The following is a 16,221-nucleotide window of genomic DNA, read 5'->3' as shown; positions in this document are numbered from 1 at the left end:
ACAAGCATTTTAAATGCGAAGTACACGAAGATTTTTTTTAAGTGGCTGAGAATATTTTTTTGTTCGCAAAACGAAGTTTCGCCGATTCTAATAATAAATCATAAAATTGAGGCAAAGGCGTTTCTCTTAGCAATACTGAATGCGTTAGTTGCATTATGCTTTCAATATGGCAACTTTTGTCGACATTTCTAAATATTGAAAGGAACGACTGCCACCCTAGCCCAGATTGCAGCAATTGTCTGAGCTCATTTCTTTGTTTCCGGCTCGGCGGCAAAGCCGCCGAGCCGGAAACAAAGAAATAGCGAGTGCGGAAAGCTGGAAAAAGCTCATTAGAAATTGCCGCAAGTGGAAAGCTTGTCATGAATTGATACTTTTTTAGACTGCTTCTTCGCTTTGCTCACGCAATGACTATAAAAATTCCGGCTCGGGAAGCTTCGCTTCCCGAGCCGGAATAAACAATCTCAATTTAGTTACTTTCTATTATGCTTCCGCAATATTTTCTTTCTTTTCAAATCTGCTGTGGCATCTTGATGCGAATTCCTTTTTGAACTTTCCCTTCATTTCCTGATATTGCTCGTCATTCATTTCCCTGATTTTATCGGCTAGTCCGAAAGGTGATTTTTCCTTGATTCCGTATTCCTCAAAAATACCTTTGACAAATCTTTTTCTTTGGGCTGCTTTTTTAACGATCATGGCAACACCTGCAATAGCTAATGCTCCAAGAGCACCTTTTAATACTGAATTTTTCATTTTCTTAAATTTTAAATTTTACTACTTCTTTTTATAAAGACGAATCGTATTGAACTTTACTTTACTACTTCTTAAATTTCAATTATTCGTTTGTTTTTTTATTTCTTCCGAAAAAACCGCTTTCGCATCTGTTTTTCCAGACTTCCTTAAATTTTTCTCTTTCTTCAGGAGAAAGATGCATCATTTTCTCTCTCATTTTTCTTTCCTTAAAATCTCTCATTCCTTTTCCGAAATGGAAGCCTCCGAAAAGAATCTTACTTAAGACAAGAATTCCCATGGCCTGCCAATACGTAATGGATTTTATGCCCAATATTTCGGGAAGAAGATGATTCCAGAGGGCCATCACAATCCAGGTAACTCCTAAAAAAATCAATGGCGGACACAGTATTAAAAAAATCCAGCCTTTTTTATGTTTATGATTCATATTTTTCTTTTTACTAACTATTTAAATCTTCGTATAATTTTCTCAACCGGTTTCTCAAGTGTTTTACCGCGTAATTTTTTCGGCTGATGATGGTTTTGATATTTTCACCGTGTTCATCGGCTATTTCCTGAAGGGTTTTATCATTGAGTTCGTTTTCAACATAGACAATTCTTTGTTTTTCAGGAAGTTCTTCCAGTGCTTCAAATAATTTTTTCCAGATTTCATCCTGAAACATTTTTATTTCCGGACCGGCGCTTTCATCCATCAGGAGAATATCTTTAATGGAGAAATCGCCGTCTTCATCCTCATACACGAAATCTTCAAGGTTTTCGGTTTTTTTCTTCCGGTATTTGTCGGTGATTTTATTGGCCGTAACCCTGTACAGCCAGCCACCCACGTTTACAATCTCAGAGAGATTCGTAAGACTACTGAACTGATACCACACCTCCTGCAGAATATCTTCCGCATCTTCCGCATTTTTCACTTTGGGACGAATATAAGACATCAGCTTTCCTCCGTACTTTGAAACGGTTTGCGAGATGATATTGTCCTTCTCCTTCTGTGGCATTGTTATTTTTTCGACAACCTCCATATTGCTATGACGATTGAAATTTTTGTTTTACTTTAATAAATTTAAAATATTTTTCGGGAACTCAGGATTTTCTTTTATTAATCGTATTTTTTTAGATATAGTTTTTATTTGTAGAACTTGTATCATTTTTTTTAGGAGCTTTTTCCCGCTATCCACTGTATCTTTTTTGTTTTCCATTCCAAAGCTTCAGCAAACAAAAAAGGATGCCGTTTCTATCGGGGCTAGGCTATAGTCTATCGGTAAAAATGTAGTTATTAAAAACAAAAACGGAAAGCTCAAGGAACTTTCCGTAGTTTAATTATAAAAATGTATTGGATTTACTGATTAAAATTTTTAGCAAAGAAGCCCATCATGGTTTTGTAAAATTCAATACGGTTGGGTTCTTTTCCGAATCCGTGGCCTTCATCATATTTTACCATATACGGAACTTCAAAACCTTTAGCCCTTAAACCTTTTACAATCTGGTCAGATTCATTGATGTTCACTCTCGGGTCATTCGCTCCCTGAACCACAAACAAAGGTTTTTTAATTTTATCAATCTGGAAAACCGGCGAAACTTCTTTGGCAATTTTGGCTTCTTCAGGATTATCAAGATCGTACCAGATCTGCTTCACCATTTCTTTGTACGGCTTCCAGTATTCCGGGAAGGAATCGAAAAAGGTAAAGATATTGGATACCCCGACATAATCAACTCCGCAGGAATAAAGATCCGGAGTTTTAATCAATCCCATTAAAGTGGCGTATCCGCCGTGGCTGCCGCCGTAGATGGCAACTTTATTTTTATCAATCCAGCCTTGTTCAATGACGTATTTTACGCCGTCTTCCACATCATCCATTGCTTTTCTTCCGATTTGTTTATAACCCGCCTGCTGGAATTCCTTGCCATATCCGCCGGAAATTCTGAAATTTACCTGTAATGTCGCATATCCTCTGCTGGCAAATAATTGTGTTTCCGGATTAAAGCCCCAGTCGTCGCGAATTCCCTGCGGACCGCCGTGGGGATTAACAATTAAAGGAACTTTTTTACCCTGCAGCGCTTCCTTTGGCAATGTGATATACCCACGAATGGTTAATCCGTCACTGCTTTTAAATTCAATTGGGCGCATTTCCGCCATATCTTGTTCTTTCAGCTGAGGCATGAGATCAAAAAGAAGCTTGATGGTTTTGGATTTGGTATCGTATTCATAATATTTTCCATAAACCTTATCGCTGTCTGTAATGACAAGCAGCTTATTATCTTTATCATCAGAAGAAACAACATAGAATTGTTTGTCTCCGAATTCAGAAGCCAGTTTATCATGAACTTCTTTATAGAATTTACTTACGGGAATCGTTTCATTTTTAATTCCGTTATAGCTGATGTAATCGAGTTCGTAATTTCTGTTTTTCCCTGCCAGACTGATCGAACTGACATCAAAATCAGGATTTGAATATATTTCCTTAATGATTGCATCTTTTTTTAAATCGTACAGGACAATTCTTGATTTGTCACCGTCAAGATTAGTTACGATGTACGCTTCATCCTTATTTTTGGAATTTTCGTTAAAACTTACGATGTAGAAGGTATTTTTCCAGTCTGTAGATTTCAGAAGATTGAATTTCCCAGTCTGCAGGTCTTTGTAGTACAGCTTTGAAGTGAGACCGTTTTCAAGAACAACATATCCGCGCAGGTTTCCGTCTTTATCAAAAATATAATCATCAATCGGGCTTTTAACATCTTTGTTCTCATACAGCTGCGTAATTTCCCCGGTATTGAAATTGATCTTATACGGCTCAAAAATCTGCTTGTTGTTTTTGTTCATAGTAACTACTACAAACGGAGTATCTTTGATAACCCTTACGGTTCCCAGTGTAATTCCTTCGAAAGGAGTGAGATCTTTTAGATTTTTACCATCAATATCTGCAGCATATAAATGCAGATTTTCGTTTCCACCACGGTCCTGTGTGTAGAATAAGCGTTTTTTATCCAGCCAGCCGTAGCTTCTGATCAGATCGTCTTTTTCTTCCAGTGCTTTGGTTACTTTTCCTGTTTTCAGGTCTTTTACATAGACGTGGTTTTTGCTGTCTTTGTCTTTTTCCTTATAGGAAAGATACTGGCCGTCCGGCGAAATTTTAAATTGTGAAGCTTTCGGCCTTGCAAAGTAATCCTCCACTTTATATTTGAAGTTTCCTTTATCATAAGAAATAAGCTGGTCGAACGTTGTTTTTGTAGAAACCAGGGAAGGATCTCCCGGCAATTTCGCGGTATTGGTCTGTGCATTCATCATGAGGGCGGTTATTACCACTTGTGATATCCCGAAAATTTTAGCAGTGATATTCATATTTCATGGTTTGGTTAAAAATGTCTAATATATAATAAGACGCCCTACCCTGAAGAATTGTTACATCAAATGCTAAATATGTTTTAAAGAAATCTTATTTAAATAAATTAATTCAGATAAATCCCGAAATACCAGGTCCAGGCAATCAAAATAATCTGCATCGGAATTCTTTCTTTATAAAGGTAACTCATTCCCGGGCCAGTAAAATCCGCTTTAAAAATATTGATATTTTTTTTTGACGAATTGATGTTGGCAATAAATACCAATACGTAAAAAATTATCAGTAAAACAGCAGTCAGCTCACGAATGGAGGGTATCATGAGACCAATTCCTGCAGCAATTTCTATAACTCCGGTAATATATACCCAAAACATTTTGGCAGGTATAAGTTCCGGGATCATCATTGCCATTCCTTTCTGAAATTTAAAATGTGAAAATCCCGTAAATATAATGAAGACAGCCATTCCAAGATTTCCGGAAAACAAAAAGTTCCAGTCACCCTCAAAAATTTTCGTTCCTGCTAAAGCAAGAAAGAATGTTGCAAAGAGAATTGTTAATAGTTTCATATTGCTATAATTTCCCCTTAAAGTGTTAAAGTATCTTCCGCGAGATTTTTAACTATTTCAAGTCCCTGTGTGAACCCTTTGTTCATGTGCTCTTCCCAGTTTTTATCCACCTGAACCTCAGCATGAAGTTTGGTTCTTCCTTCAAAATCAATCAAAAAATACTTCTCGAAACATCCGCTCCACTGCTTCACTTCCATGCTTTCAGTGTCTTCATTTCCTTCTTTATTTACCATCCCGAGATGTTTGAAAATAATCTGATCCGGTTCTTCCATATTGTCTATGGTTGAAACCATTCCCTCACCTTCACTATTCAGGAAGTATGTTTTTCCGCCAACTTGCCAGTCTGATTTCATTACAGATGCAGAAGCCGGATTGAAAAATTTTGTCCATTCACGATATGTTTTTTCATTCCACAGTACGTCCCAGACTTTTTGTTTGGGAGCGCTGATGATGATTTCATAAGATAATGTTTCCATAGCTGAAATTTTATGTATTAACTTGTTTAAAATAACTTCAGAATTAACCGCAAAAGATACAAAAGATAATGTTAAAGCGAATTTCCAGAATAATCAAAGTGCTCAAAAGAATAAAATCAAAGATTTTTAAAAACTATTGTGAACTTTTTCGTTTATAACTATCAACTTTAAATAAAAGTTTAGTTCATTTTTGTGACTTTTGCGGGTAAAAGTTTAAACAGACTTATTATTTAAAGTTGATTTTCAGAAAGATTTTTAACATTGGATAATGCAACTGGAAATTTTTCTTCAAAGAATGATTTGAACTCTTCTGTGGTTGCCACTTCAACGTAAAGATGCGTGGTATTTTCATATTCCTTGAGGATGTATCGTTCTGTAGCTTCTCCCAAATCGCGTGGTGTTTCTACTCCTTCATAAATTTCTCCAAGATGAAGAAAAGTTATTTCCTCACTGGGAATCAATTGAACGATCTTACTGTACATTCCGTTATTTTTAGGGTCTAGGAATTTTATAATATTTCCTTTTTCCAAACTTCCCTGATAAAAAGAACCTTCTGTAAAAGCTGATGTCCATTGTCTGAAAGAGAAATCGTCCCAAAGTACAGTCCAGACTTTTACCGCTTCCGCATTAATCTGAATATCAAAATGTAATATTTCCATAAATTGTATAAGTAGCTGTTATTATGTTATTTGTGTATTATATTATTTTATCCTCCGACATAATCTCCGCCATTGATATGGATGATTTCGCCGGTAATGAAACTTGAATCCTGTGATGCTAAAAACACGTAGGCCGGTGCAACTTCCGATGGCTGCCCCGCTCTTTTCATTGGGTTATCTTTCCCGAAATCTGATACATCATCGAAGGTTTCTTTAACCAGAGGTGTCCAGATAGGACCAGGCGCAACGCCATTTACCAGAATATTTTTTTCTGCAATATTGGTTGCCAGAGAGCGGATAAAGGTTGCTATTGCACCTTTCGTGGACGAATAGTCAATGAGGTGATCACTTCCGCGATACGCTGTTACAGAAGTGGTACAGATAATCCGTGATCCGTTTTTCATCAGCTGCAGGCAGTCTCTGGTAAATGAAATCATTGAGATGATATTGGTATTGAACGTTTCATGAATCTGTTCGTCTGTGATGTTTTCAATATCATCTTTCGGGAACTGTATTCCTGCATTATTGACGAGAATATCTAAGGTCTCCCAATCTTTTTTTATTTTTTCAATGCATTTTTTCTGAAAATTCTTTTTTGAAATATCACCTTTCAGCAAAACGCATTTCCTGCCTTCCTTTTCTACCAATTTTTTTGTTTCTTCCGCATCGTCATCACTTTCTTTATAGATGATGGCAACATCTGCTCCTTCGCGGGCAAAATGCACGGCAACAGCCTGTCCTATTCCGCTGTCCCCTCCTGAAATAACCGCTTTTTTATCCAACAGTTTCTCGCTTCCTCTGTAGCTCTCGCGGATAATCTCCGGCAGGATACCTTCTTCCTGTACTTTTGATTTAGATTGTGACTTGTTGTGTGTTTTCATAAAAGATATTTCCTTTACAGCATCAAACAGCAAGCCGAAGCCGAAAATATGGTATCTTATAAATATGAATTACATTTTAATTTTTAGTTTTTCAGATTATGTATAAAATTGATTATTTAAAATAATCAGAGCAGTTTTTGATCTATTGAACGCAAAGGTTCGCAAAGATTTCTTTATTACTAAATGCTTTTAATTTCGCAAAGGCTGAACTACATTCGTAAACCTTCAGTTTATACTCAGCAAAAAAGTCAAAGCTTTTCAATTATGACAAATTACGGACAATCATAACATTTAAATTGATTCTAAGAATGATAGGCTTTTTCCAGATCTTCTATAATGATTTTCTGCATTCTCATCATCGCCTGCACTACTTTCTGGGCTTTTGCAGGATCCGGATCACTCATCAGTTCTATTAATTTTTTAGGAACAATCTGCCAGCTGAATCCGAACTTATCTTTTAGCCATCCGCACATGCTTTCCTTTCCTCCGTCTGAGGTCAGGCTTTTCCAATAGTGATCGGTCTGTTCCTGATCTTCTGTCATCACCACCATTGAAATTGCTTCGTTAAAATCAAACTGATGATTATAAGAGCTGTCCATACAGAAAAAGCTGTAACCATCAATCACAAAATGCGCATGCTGAATATTTTCTCCCGGTTCTGCAATTGGGTGTCCCTCGCTTCCCTCTCCGTATTTCAAAATACTGCCGATCTTAGAATCAGGAAATGTTGAAGTATACAATTCCATAGCCTGCATTGCTTTGCCATTGTTTTCATGCATAAACATCAGGGTAGGAATTATTTTTTGTGATTCCTGTTTATTTCCGAGGAATATTTGCCAGGTAACATCATATTGATCTTTCAGCCATCCGTATTTTTTGCTCCATGAATAGGAATCCAGTGGCATTAAGGCCATCCCGCCTTCCATCAGCTGATCCCAGTACTGTTGCACTTCATCTTCCGTTTCACAGATAACCATAAAAGAAACCGAAGCATTTTTTTTAAACTGAGGACCGCCATTGAGAAGCATTATTTTCTGGCCGAAAAGTTCAATGTTCATCACCACCGGTGTATCTGCGGTAATTTTTCCGCCGAATATTTTACAGTAAAATTCGGCAGATTCTTTGGCGTTTTCATCGTACCAGAGGCACGGAAAGATATTATTGTTCATTGTTTTAATTTAATATTGAAATAATAAGCTTAATCGTTCTGTATTATTTTAACGCAAAGGCGCAAGGTATTTCATTCAGCAAAGGATAGTGGTTTAAATTTTTTCAGGTATTCTATTAAATATTCCTGAATTTATTTAATTATTATTTACCGGATGCTAGGCGTCACTATTTTTAAAATACATATTATTTTCCGTCATGTAGATTTTCAGTTTTTCCAGAGCATTTTTACCGAAACCATGCATTTGCAGGATTTCCTTCTCGGAATATTCCGAAAGTTTTTCAAGGGAATCTATTTTTTCTTTTCCTAAAGCTCTTCTGGCCGGCATAGGAATAATTCCCTGCAGGAAATCGCTTGTTACAGTATGGCTCACGGCGCAAATTGAGTTCAGGCACTTTGCCATTATTACCAAATTGATCATGACCGAAAAAAGTATTGCTTAATGATTTTCAACATATTTATGAAAGTTATTAAGAATTGCGTACCAGCCGTCCCGCTGCATTTCAACAGGATTTTGCTTTTCAGGATCGAATATCTCAGTAACTTTTGTCGTGTTTTCATCAATTTTATCGAAAATCACTTTTACTTTTCTTTGATCTTCCATGTGATAAGTGATGCTTTTCTCAGGAATAATTTCGTCATAAATTCCGACAAGATCAAACCCGAAACTTCCATCCTTTGCCTGCATTCTTGTGGTAAATTGTCCTCCTTCTTTTAAGTCTACTTCAGCAGAAGGACACTCCCATGTATCGCTGGCAAAATTCCATTGGGTAATGTGTTCAGGGCTGTTGAAATACGTCCATACTTTCTCAACGGGCTCCAGAATTGTAATTTCAATTTTTATTGGTTCCATATCAATATCTATTTGGTGTTTTGAAATAATTGCTCTTCACTTTTCAATACTAAGGTACACTATTTTATATATTCTTCATTATAATTGATCATCCAATGGATACCATATTTATCCTGGAAACTTCCGAAATAATCTCCCCAAAACTGGTCTTCAAGAGGCATTTCAATATTGCCGCCCTCAGAAAGTCCTTTAAAAAGTCTTTCCGCCTCTTCTCTGGAATCGGGAAAAATAGAGACATAATTATTATTTCCTACCTTGAGGGTCTGCCCAAAACTCGGAACGATATCAGAAGCCATCAAAAGATCATTACCGATAGGAAGCGCAATATGCATTACCCTGTTTTTTTCTTCGTCCGATAAATTTTCGGTTCCGGGTGCATTTCCCATTCTGTAAATCTCTCCCAGAAATTCTCCCCCGAAAACAGATTTGTAAAAGTTGAAAGCTTCTTCTGCTTTCCCGTCAAAGTTTAAATAAGAATTTAATTTAGCCATGATTTTTTATTTTAATGTTTATTTTTTTAACGCAAGGACCGCAAAGATTTTTTTACTACTATACTTTTTTAAGTTCGCAAGGGCGTTCTACTCTGCAAAAGGATAAGAGTTACATGAACAATCGTTTCTAAGAATTTAATTGGTCTTGATTTAAGTATTTTTTTATTTAATGTTTATTTTTTTTAACGCAAAGACCGCAAAGATTTTTTTACTACTATACTTTTTTAAGTTCGCAAGGGCGTTCTATTCAGCAAAAGCATAAGAGTTACATGAACAATCGTTTCTAAGAATTTAATTGGCCTTGATTTAAGTATTTTTTTATTTAATGTTTATTTTTTTTAACGCAAAGACCGCAAAAGATTTTTTTACTAGTATACTTTTTTAAGTTCGCAAAGGCGTTCTACTCAGCAAAGAGAGTTAGATTTAAATGAGCTATCGATCTTGAAAAATTTTAATTATTTAAAAACTTTTCTGCCTCGCTAACAGTAAAATCAATAAGCCTGTCATCAGTATTGCCATTAAAATCAGCCATCATGTAGGAACCGTGGGTTGCAGGAAGAATCAAGAGATTTGAATCTTCGACAAGCCGCCACATTTCCACCGTATGTTCCGGTTTCATTACATCTTTATCCCCGGAAATAAATAATACGGGAGAAGATATGCCTTTCAAAATTTCTTCACTCCAGTCTTCGAAAGTCTGCATCCTTTTGCTGTCTTTATCGAACATATTTTCCAGGGCAGAAAAGTCCGGATTCAGGCTCAAAAAATTAATTTTAAGCGGTTCGGGCATTGAATCGAGAGTAGCATTGTTCATGCTTTCGAAGAAACCGTCCAGCATTCCGTTTTTTTTGTAGAATGCAGATGCAACGATCAGTTTTTCCACCATTTCAGGATACCGATGAGCAACCTGCATTACCGTATTTCCACCATTACTGAATCCCCAGAATGAAGCTTTTTCTATGTTGATACTTTTCAGAAGTGCAGCAACATCATGCGCATCCTGTTCAAAAGTTTCCGCAATATCACGATGACCGGACCTTCCGTGATTCTGAAGATCAATGCCGATAAGCTGAAACTTATTTTCAAGCCTTGCAATAACTTCTTTATAATCAAACAGAATGGAACCTCCGCCGCCATGAATCAACACCAAAGGTTTTCCGGAACCGTAGATTTCGTAATACATCTTAATTCCGTTAATTTCCTGATACCCTTTTTCAGCCGGAGTCATTTTTAATATTTTAAATCTTTATCGAATTCATATTTTAAGCCTTCATAACCGAGAATTCTCCGCATCAGTCCGATTTGCCCGCACAGATAATCTTCCCGACCGATGCACATTCCGATGAAATTCAGCACGGTTTCCGGAAAAAATTCGATATTCATTCCCATGGGAAAAGCTTTGTCCAATTCTTCGTCTGAAGCTTCCAGTAATTTCTGATACACCAGAGGCGATATTTTGTGAAAAGTATCCTTTAACTGCTCCAAAGAAGGGTAGGCAAAACTTTCATTTAAACTTTTCCCCTGAAAAAAAAGATCTTTAAATTCAAATTCTTCCTGAATTCCGAGCACCGATCCTAAAGCATACCTCATATCCAAAAAGTTTCCGGCCATCCAGATGATATGATTGGTTTTGCCTTCTACTCTTTTCAGAGCGTCCTGCTCGGAAATTCCATCCAGCACCATCAGGAAATTCTGACTGTGACCACGGAATGCAGGAATAATAATTTCTAATTTTTTTGATGTTGGCGTGTCCATAATGTTATGTTTCTGATGTATTAATTATGATGGGATCTGAGAAGGATCGGCAAAAATGACATTCCATCCATGACCATTGATGTCCCAGAAAGAATTTTGATACATCCAGCCATGATCCTGCGGTTCTTCGTGCTGTGTTGCGCCGTTGGCGACAGCCGCATTCACAACCTGGTCTACTTCTTCACGGCTGTCTAATCCGATGGCAACCAATACCTGGGTAGTATCGCCTTTCGGAACAGGTCTTTCTGAAAAGGTTTCGAAAAATTCTTCCGTTAAGAACATGATGGAAATCGTATCATTCATCATGATACAGACTGCTCTTTCATCGGAAATCTGCTCGTTGACGGAGAAACCCAGGTTCGTCCAGAATTCTTTTGTTTCCCGAATATCTTTTACGGGAAGATTGACAAAGATCTGATTGATTTTCATAGTGTGATTTTATTTTGTTTAACCTATAACCAAAATTATCAAGTTGCCGTGAAAATCAACTTGTCATAAGGCAAGATTTATATTTTCCTGGGATGTGAAACCAATTCTTTGCGGATTCGGCTTAAAGAAGTATCTGTAACGCCGAGATAAGACGCGATCTGCTTGAGTGGCGCAAATTGAATGACGTAAGGCTTCTGCTCCAGAAGATTAAGGTAGCGTCTGGTGGCAGACAGGGTAAACATTTCCACGGAACGCTGCTTGCAAATGAACAATTGCTGCGACATCCATGCCCTTCCCCACTCCCTGAGATTCGGGATTTTATGAAAAAGCTCCTGAAAAGTTTCAAAATCGAACTTCCAGCATTCGCAGTCGGTAATGCAGACGATGTTTTCCTGCGTAGGAATTCTCTGGAAAAGTGATGAAACCTCAATAATGATTTCGTTTTCAACAAAAAAATTAGTCGTAACATCGTTACCGTTGAAGTCTGTAACAAATGATCTTGCGAGGCCTTTTTCCACGATATAATATTCATTGGCTATTTTGCCTTCTTCCAGGATAAAATCTCCTTTATGGAAGGTAATTTTCTCATGGGCATTGAATATTTCCAGAAGTTCTTCCGGTAAGAAAAACGGGAAATCATAGCATATTTCGAGGGCCTTACTAATCATCAGGTAACTGTTTTTTGTGGTTTAAAAATAGAATTTTTGCGGGAACTGATGAAGATAAATTTTTAGATTTTGAAAAATGAGTATTTGAATAACATTTTTTTAACATCTAATCTTCAGGAAAGTTTGCCGCACCCTCGCGCGAAGTTTTCCGGAACACCGGGAAACCTCCACACACCCCTGCAAAGGCTTTTCCGGTAACCGGGAAAGGTTGTTGCACCCCTGCGACAAACTTTCCCGGAAAAACGCAAACAACATTAAGTAGTTAAGTTTTTTAGATCGACGCTGTTTTAATTATTTTTTGACGAGGTATAAACAAAGTTTATTTTGTTAAGTAATTGAAGATCCTTCAACAGGCTCAGGATGACATCGCTAATACTACTCGCTATAGGCACACATTGTCAGGCTGAGCTTGTCGAAGCCCTGTCTGAAAGATAATATATTTGATGGTTGATAGTCGGTTGAAAAATAATCGATTTAAATATTATTATTAAAAATTTCATTAGATTTTCAAATATGGTAAATATCTGATGGTTAACGATTCAAAATAATTAATAATTTAGCGGTATGAAACAGACTTTCAGATTTAATTCGATTTCAGATTTTCATGCGTTTTGTAATCTTCCGAATCCGGAACATCCGCTGATCAGCCTTATTGATTACAGCAAAGTACAGTATCCGGTAAACGATACGGAGCTGAAATGGATCCAGAATTTCTACTCGGTAGGTCTGAAACGTAACGTGAATGCAAAATTCAATTACGGACAGCAGGAATACGATTTTGACTCCGGTGTACTGTGTTTTGTTTCGCCGCTTCAGTTCCTGAGCCTGGAAATGAAACCTGATGTGGTAGCGGAACCGACGGGCTATTTATTGCTCATTCACCCTGATTTCCTTTGGGGAACTTCCCTGATCAAAAAAATCAAATCGTACGAATTTTTCAGCTACCAAATCAATGAAGCACTTTTTCTATCAGATAAGGAAGAGAAAATCATCGTTGATCTTTTCAGGAATATTGAAAAAGAATACCAGAACAATATCGATAAATTTACCCAGGAGCTGATTGTCGCCCAGCTTGAACTGTTCATGATCTACGCCGAACGTTTCTATGAACGCCAGTTTTTTACCCGCAAAAAATCCAGCCACGAATTATTGGAAAAATTTGAAGAAACGCTTTCGCAATATTTCAGCAACGGAAATCTTCTGGAAAAAGGGATTCCTTCGGTAAAATCTATCGCGGAACAGCTGAGTATTTCCCCGAATTACCTGAGCAGCCTGTTGCGGATTCACACGCAGCAAAACACGCAACAGCATATCCAGAATAAGCTGATCGACCATGCTAAAGAGCGTTTGAGCACAACCAATTTGTCCGTTAGTGAAATTGCCTATGAACTTGGTTTTGAGCATCCGCAGTCTTTCAGTAAATTGTTTAAGCAGAAGGTGAAACAGTCGCCTGGTGAGTTTAGGAGGGCGTTTAATTGAGATTATCTTTATAATCTTACAAAAAATCCGTTTTTTACTGATAATAATTTAAAGGTGATTTTTTATTTTTGAATAGACTAATAACAATTCAAATTTTATAACATGAAAAAGATTCTTTATTATTATTTGTATTACACTCCTAAAGATCTTAAGAAATCAAACACCAATCCGACAATAGATATTGAAAGAAAAGCTGCCTTAGGTTTTCTTATAGTTTTTGCCATAGATATAATTAAAAAATAAAAAAGAGAAGTTTTGGACTTCTCTTTTTTATTTATCCAAACTTCTTCTTCCTCAACCAGAAGAACAACCCTCCTAAAATCCCAATGATTACTAACGGCAGCAGCAAATTAAACCATTGCCAGTTGTTTTTCTCTTCGGTAATTCTTTGACGGTCCAGAAGCCTTTCTTCGATGTTTCGGTTTCTGAGTTCCATAAGGTTGCTGTCGTCCAGAAGATAGTCGAGGGCATTTCTCAGGAACTGTTCGTTGCCAAACTGTTCGTTGGTGAGCAGATCTACACCCAAAGGAAGAGGCTCGCCTTTCAGCACTTTATTTCGGCCTACGTCGCCGTCGGCAATCACGATCATTTTATTTTCAGGACTTGAATTTTTGAAATTCGGGTATGATTTTCTTTCAATCCTTGAAGCATACGCAGAATTGAACTTTCCTTCCAATGCTACTGCATAGATTTTCGGGGTGCTAGGTTTTTCCATTTGCCCAAGGCTGTCGACACTGGAAATTTCTTTTAAATCCACATAATTCGGAACCTGCTTGAGCAACGTTCTTTCACTTGATTCGAAAAGCACATTGGTCTTAATATTTTTTCTTCCGCCCAAGGTATCAATGGAGGTCGGGAATTCAAATTTCACCGGATTGATATTTTTGGTAATCGGATTTTTGTTTTCTGCGATTCCTAATGGATAATACGGCCACGGAAGACTGGTGTACTGAGGATTTCCACTCACTTCTCCGGTCACTAATCTCAACAGGGCAAATTTCTTCACATCTTTTACCAAAGCAGGGTTGATCCTGATCCCGTAGTTGAAGAAAAAGTCGGTCATATTGATATCTACCGGGAACGGCATTACTTTTTTAGACCTCATCAGCGTATCCATTTCCGCATTTACGGCATCAATCATCCACAACGTTTTACCACCGTTCATGATGTATTGGTCAAGGATCACTTTTTCTCCGTCGGTGAAGGCTTTTCTTGGTTTTGCAATGACAAGCGCACTCATCTGCTTCAGCATCGGAACATCAGCAAGGCTAAGCTCTTTCTGATTTTTAGGAATAATAGGTCCTGCATCATAGCTTTCTGTAGCCAGCTGCATGAATCCCTGGAATTCAGTGGGGCTCAGCTCATCCTGGTTGATCAGTACCCCGATTTTTTTTCTCCGGTTTGCTGCAATATTTTTGATATTGGAAACCAGATTATATTCTAAATTTTCGATGGATTTTGTTAACTGCTGATCTGCATCAATTCCGGACTGCTGTACTACCAACGGAATGGAAACTCCTTTTTTGTCGTATTTTACCACCGCATACGGAAACAGCATAATTTGCGAAACTTTCCCGTCTTTGATATCCGGGAGTACGGAAGGCTGCATTCCCATTGCCATCAGGGTATCCTGAGACATTTTGGTTTTGATGGGATCAATAAATTTGAAATCGATTTTCGGATTGATCTTCCTGAATTCTTCGAGCATGAATCTCGTTTCACTCTGAAGCTGCTTGAAACTGGCAGGAAAATCGCCTTCCAGGTAAACGTCCACCACCAAAGATTTATTTACCGATTTTAATACTTTAATGGTATTGTCTGAAAGTGTATATCTTTTTTCTTTGGTTAAATCCAACCTGATGCCTGAAACGGCGAGAATAATAACCAGCGGTAAAATGACGAAAAGTAAAATTCCCAGCGGAGATTTAAATGATATCTTCTTCATAATTCTACTTTTTTTTATTAATGAAATGATTGGACAAAACTAAGGTAATACCGATGATCAGCACAAAATAAGCTACATCTTTAAAATCAATAAGTCCTCTTGTAAAACCTAAGAAATGCTGATAAAAGCCTACATTCTGTAAAATAAAGTCTGCACCTCCAAGCAATTTATAACTTGCCAGCTGCTCAATCCCGAAGTACATGATGAAACACATGAAAACACCCAACAGATAAGCCATGATCTGGTTTTGGGAAAGCGAAGAAGCCAGAATTCCAACTCCCGAAAATGCTGCAATTAAAATAATTAACCCGATATAACTTCCGAACGTCATCCCTAGATCTATATTTCCCGCCGGAACACCTAGTACATAAACGGTGTATAAATAAATCAGTGATGGAATCAGGCATAAAATACCAACAATCCAAACGGATAAGAATTTTCCGAATACCAAATCCGAAATTTTTAAGGGTTGGGAAAACAGCCAGTTTAATGTTCCGGTCTGCTGTTCTTCCGCAAAAGTTTTCATCGAAAGAGCCGGAATGATAAACATTAGCAGCCAAGGAACCAAAACAAAGTAGCTTTGTAGAGAAGCCATCCCGATCTCAAAAATATTGGAATCGTTGTCGAAAAAAAACAGAAACAGCGTCGTGATCAGACTGAAGGCGGCAATGATCACCCATGCGCTCCAGTTTCCGAAGTAACTCCAAAGTTCTTTTTTTAAAATTGCAATCATAGTTTTTATTGTCAAATGTTGTTAGTTAATT

Annotated in this window: 21 protein-coding genes; 2 read left to right on the top strand and 19 right to left on the bottom strand. The window is 37.4% G+C overall.

Features of this window, described 5'->3' with window-relative positions; translation table 11 throughout:
- Positions 1-37: 37 nt before the first annotated feature.
- From U9K52_RS16825 to U9K52_RS16745, 17 genes are all read right to left on the bottom strand, one after another.
- Complete coding sequence (locus U9K52_RS16825; RefSeq protein ID WP_322927449.1) at positions 38-361, bottom strand: hypothetical protein; 324 nt, start codon at positions 359-361, stop codon at positions 38-40.
- A 119-nt stretch (positions 362-480) separates the two neighbouring features.
- Positions 481-750 (bottom strand): hypothetical protein, encoded by a 270-nt coding sequence (locus U9K52_RS16820; RefSeq protein WP_248393846.1) that lies wholly within the window; start codon positions 748-750, stop codon positions 481-483.
- Between the two features lie 82 nt (positions 751-832).
- Entirely contained in the window at positions 833-1,174 is a 342-nt protein-coding gene (locus tag U9K52_RS16815; protein ID WP_248393847.1) for a hypothetical protein, read from the bottom strand.
- 13 nt (positions 1,175-1,187) lie between these two features.
- Entirely contained in the window at positions 1,188-1,742 is a 555-nt protein-coding gene (locus U9K52_RS16810; protein WP_312177568.1) for a sigma-70 family RNA polymerase sigma factor, read from the bottom strand.
- A gap of 341 nt (positions 1,743-2,083) precedes the next feature.
- A complete protein-coding gene (locus U9K52_RS16805) occupies positions 2,084-4,087 on the bottom strand; it encodes a S9 family peptidase (RefSeq protein ID WP_322927448.1) in 2,004 nt (667 codons plus the stop codon).
- Between the two features lie 107 nt (positions 4,088-4,194).
- On the bottom strand, positions 4,195-4,653 hold the full coding sequence (locus U9K52_RS16800) for a DoxX family protein (RefSeq protein WP_322927447.1): 459 nt from the start codon (positions 4,651-4,653) through the stop codon (positions 4,195-4,197).
- Between the two features lie 17 nt (positions 4,654-4,670).
- Complete coding sequence (locus tag U9K52_RS16795) at positions 4,671-5,129, bottom strand: SRPBCC domain-containing protein (RefSeq protein WP_322927446.1); 459 nt, start codon at positions 5,127-5,129, stop codon at positions 4,671-4,673.
- A gap of 230 nt (positions 5,130-5,359) precedes the next feature.
- Complete coding sequence (locus U9K52_RS16790) at positions 5,360-5,788, bottom strand: hypothetical protein (protein WP_322927445.1); 429 nt, start codon at positions 5,786-5,788, stop codon at positions 5,360-5,362.
- 47 nt (positions 5,789-5,835) lie between these two features.
- Positions 5,836-6,669, bottom strand: a complete 834-nt coding sequence (locus U9K52_RS16785) for an SDR family oxidoreductase (protein ID WP_322927444.1) — start codon at positions 6,667-6,669, stop codon at positions 5,836-5,838.
- Between the two features lie 302 nt (positions 6,670-6,971).
- On the bottom strand, positions 6,972-7,838 hold the full coding sequence (locus U9K52_RS16780; RefSeq protein WP_322927443.1) for a VOC family protein: 867 nt from the start codon (positions 7,836-7,838) through the stop codon (positions 6,972-6,974).
- A gap of 156 nt (positions 7,839-7,994) precedes the next feature.
- The gene (locus U9K52_RS16775; protein ID WP_322927442.1) at positions 7,995-8,240 is read right to left on the bottom strand and encodes a hypothetical protein; all 246 of its coding nucleotides are present in this window, start codon (positions 8,238-8,240) and stop codon (positions 7,995-7,997) included.
- Positions 8,241-8,276: 36 nt separating this feature from the next.
- On the bottom strand, positions 8,277-8,690 hold the full coding sequence (locus U9K52_RS16770; protein WP_322927441.1) for an SRPBCC family protein: 414 nt from the start codon (positions 8,688-8,690) through the stop codon (positions 8,277-8,279).
- Between the two features lie 59 nt (positions 8,691-8,749).
- Complete coding sequence (locus U9K52_RS16765; protein WP_263602809.1) at positions 8,750-9,181, bottom strand: VOC family protein; 432 nt, start codon at positions 9,179-9,181, stop codon at positions 8,750-8,752.
- A gap of 451 nt (positions 9,182-9,632) precedes the next feature.
- Positions 9,633-10,409, bottom strand: a complete 777-nt coding sequence (locus U9K52_RS16760; protein ID WP_322927439.1) for an alpha/beta hydrolase — start codon at positions 10,407-10,409, stop codon at positions 9,633-9,635.
- A 2-nt stretch (positions 10,410-10,411) separates the two neighbouring features.
- Positions 10,412-10,936 (bottom strand): hypothetical protein, encoded by a 525-nt coding sequence (locus tag U9K52_RS16755; protein WP_322927438.1) that lies wholly within the window; start codon positions 10,934-10,936, stop codon positions 10,412-10,414.
- Between the two features lie 24 nt (positions 10,937-10,960).
- A complete protein-coding gene (locus tag U9K52_RS16750) occupies positions 10,961-11,365 on the bottom strand; it encodes a VOC family protein (protein ID WP_248393869.1) in 405 nt (134 codons plus the stop codon).
- A gap of 77 nt (positions 11,366-11,442) precedes the next feature.
- A complete protein-coding gene (locus U9K52_RS16745) occupies positions 11,443-12,033 on the bottom strand; it encodes a Crp/Fnr family transcriptional regulator (RefSeq protein WP_322927437.1) in 591 nt (196 codons plus the stop codon).
- A gap of 564 nt (positions 12,034-12,597) precedes the next feature.
- Between U9K52_RS16745 and U9K52_RS16740 the strand changes: the two genes are divergently transcribed.
- On the top strand, positions 12,598-13,512 hold the full coding sequence (locus tag U9K52_RS16740; protein ID WP_322927436.1) for a helix-turn-helix transcriptional regulator: 915 nt from the start codon (positions 12,598-12,600) through the stop codon (positions 13,510-13,512).
- A 102-nt stretch (positions 13,513-13,614) separates the two neighbouring features.
- On the top strand, positions 13,615-13,755 hold the full coding sequence (locus U9K52_RS16735) for a hypothetical protein (RefSeq protein WP_263602803.1): 141 nt from the start codon (positions 13,615-13,617) through the stop codon (positions 13,753-13,755).
- A gap of 31 nt (positions 13,756-13,786) precedes the next feature.
- On the opposite strand, the gene gldG is transcribed toward U9K52_RS16735, so the two are convergent.
- Positions 13,787-15,457, bottom strand: coding sequence for a gliding motility-associated ABC transporter substrate-binding protein GldG (gldG, locus tag U9K52_RS16730; RefSeq protein WP_322927435.1), 1,671 nt, complete (start codon positions 15,455-15,457; stop codon positions 13,787-13,789).
- 4 nt (positions 15,458-15,461) lie between these two features.
- Complete coding sequence (locus U9K52_RS16725) at positions 15,462-16,190, bottom strand: ABC transporter permease (protein WP_263602802.1); 729 nt, start codon at positions 16,188-16,190, stop codon at positions 15,462-15,464.
- Positions 16,191-16,221 lie beyond the last annotated feature (31 nt).

This window comes from Chryseobacterium sp. MHB01, assembly GCF_034651565.1.
GTDB lineage: Bacteria > Bacteroidota > Bacteroidia > Flavobacteriales > Weeksellaceae > Chryseobacterium > Chryseobacterium nepalense.
Note: the sequence above shows the minus strand (reverse complement) of the source record. Positions and strands in the feature narration are given on the sequence as shown.

What these genes read in the sequence shown, in the direction of transcription:
- U9K52_RS16825 (WP_322927449.1), bottom strand. Translation starts at nt 361, where the DNA reads ATGACAAGCTTTCCACTTGCGGCAATTTCTAATGAGCTTTTTCCAGCT.
- U9K52_RS16820 (WP_248393846.1), bottom strand. Translation starts at nt 750, where the DNA reads ATGAAAAATTCAGTATTAAAAGGTGCTCTTGGAGCATTAGCTATTGCA.
- U9K52_RS16815 (WP_248393847.1), bottom strand. Translation starts at nt 1,174, where the DNA reads ATGAATCATAAACATAAAAAAGGCTGGATTTTTTTAATACTGTGTCCG.
- U9K52_RS16810 (WP_312177568.1), bottom strand. Translation starts at nt 1,742, where the DNA reads ATGCCACAGAAGGAGAAGGACAATATCATCTCGCAAACCGTTTCAAAG.
- U9K52_RS16805 (WP_322927448.1), bottom strand. Translation starts at nt 4,087, where the DNA reads ATGAATATCACTGCTAAAATTTTCGGGATATCACAAGTGGTAATAACC.
- U9K52_RS16800 (WP_322927447.1), bottom strand. Translation starts at nt 4,653, where the DNA reads ATGAAACTATTAACAATTCTCTTTGCAACATTCTTTCTTGCTTTAGCA.
- U9K52_RS16795 (WP_322927446.1), bottom strand. Translation starts at nt 5,129, where the DNA reads ATGGAAACATTATCTTATGAAATCATCATCAGCGCTCCCAAACAAAAA.
- U9K52_RS16790 (WP_322927445.1), bottom strand. Translation starts at nt 5,788, where the DNA reads ATGGAAATATTACATTTTGATATTCAGATTAATGCGGAAGCGGTAAAA.
- U9K52_RS16785 (WP_322927444.1), bottom strand. Translation starts at nt 6,669, where the DNA reads ATGAAAACACACAACAAGTCACAATCTAAATCAAAAGTACAGGAAGAA.
- U9K52_RS16780 (WP_322927443.1), bottom strand. Translation starts at nt 7,838, where the DNA reads ATGAACAATAATATCTTTCCGTGCCTCTGGTACGATGAAAACGCCAAA.
- U9K52_RS16775 (WP_322927442.1), bottom strand. Translation starts at nt 8,240, where the DNA reads ATGGCAAAGTGCCTGAACTCAATTTGCGCCGTGAGCCATACTGTAACA.
- U9K52_RS16770 (WP_322927441.1), bottom strand. Translation starts at nt 8,690, where the DNA reads ATGGAACCAATAAAAATTGAAATTACAATTCTGGAGCCCGTTGAGAAA.
- U9K52_RS16765 (WP_263602809.1), bottom strand. Translation starts at nt 9,181, where the DNA reads ATGGCTAAATTAAATTCTTATTTAAACTTTGACGGGAAAGCAGAAGAA.
- U9K52_RS16760 (WP_322927439.1), bottom strand. Translation starts at nt 10,409, where the DNA reads ATGACTCCGGCTGAAAAAGGGTATCAGGAAATTAACGGAATTAAGATG.
- U9K52_RS16755 (WP_322927438.1), bottom strand. Translation starts at nt 10,936, where the DNA reads ATGGACACGCCAACATCAAAAAAATTAGAAATTATTATTCCTGCATTC.
- U9K52_RS16750 (WP_248393869.1), bottom strand. Translation starts at nt 11,365, where the DNA reads ATGAAAATCAATCAGATCTTTGTCAATCTTCCCGTAAAAGATATTCGG.
- U9K52_RS16745 (WP_322927437.1), bottom strand. Translation starts at nt 12,033, where the DNA reads ATGATTAGTAAGGCCCTCGAAATATGCTATGATTTCCCGTTTTTCTTA.
- U9K52_RS16740 (WP_322927436.1), top strand. Translation starts at nt 12,598, where the DNA reads ATGAAACAGACTTTCAGATTTAATTCGATTTCAGATTTTCATGCGTTT.
- U9K52_RS16735 (WP_263602803.1), top strand. Translation starts at nt 13,615, where the DNA reads ATGAAAAAGATTCTTTATTATTATTTGTATTACACTCCTAAAGATCTT.
- gldG (WP_322927435.1), bottom strand. Translation starts at nt 15,457, where the DNA reads ATGAAGAAGATATCATTTAAATCTCCGCTGGGAATTTTACTTTTCGTC.
- U9K52_RS16725 (WP_263602802.1), bottom strand. Translation starts at nt 16,190, where the DNA reads ATGATTGCAATTTTAAAAAAAGAACTTTGGAGTTACTTCGGAAACTGG.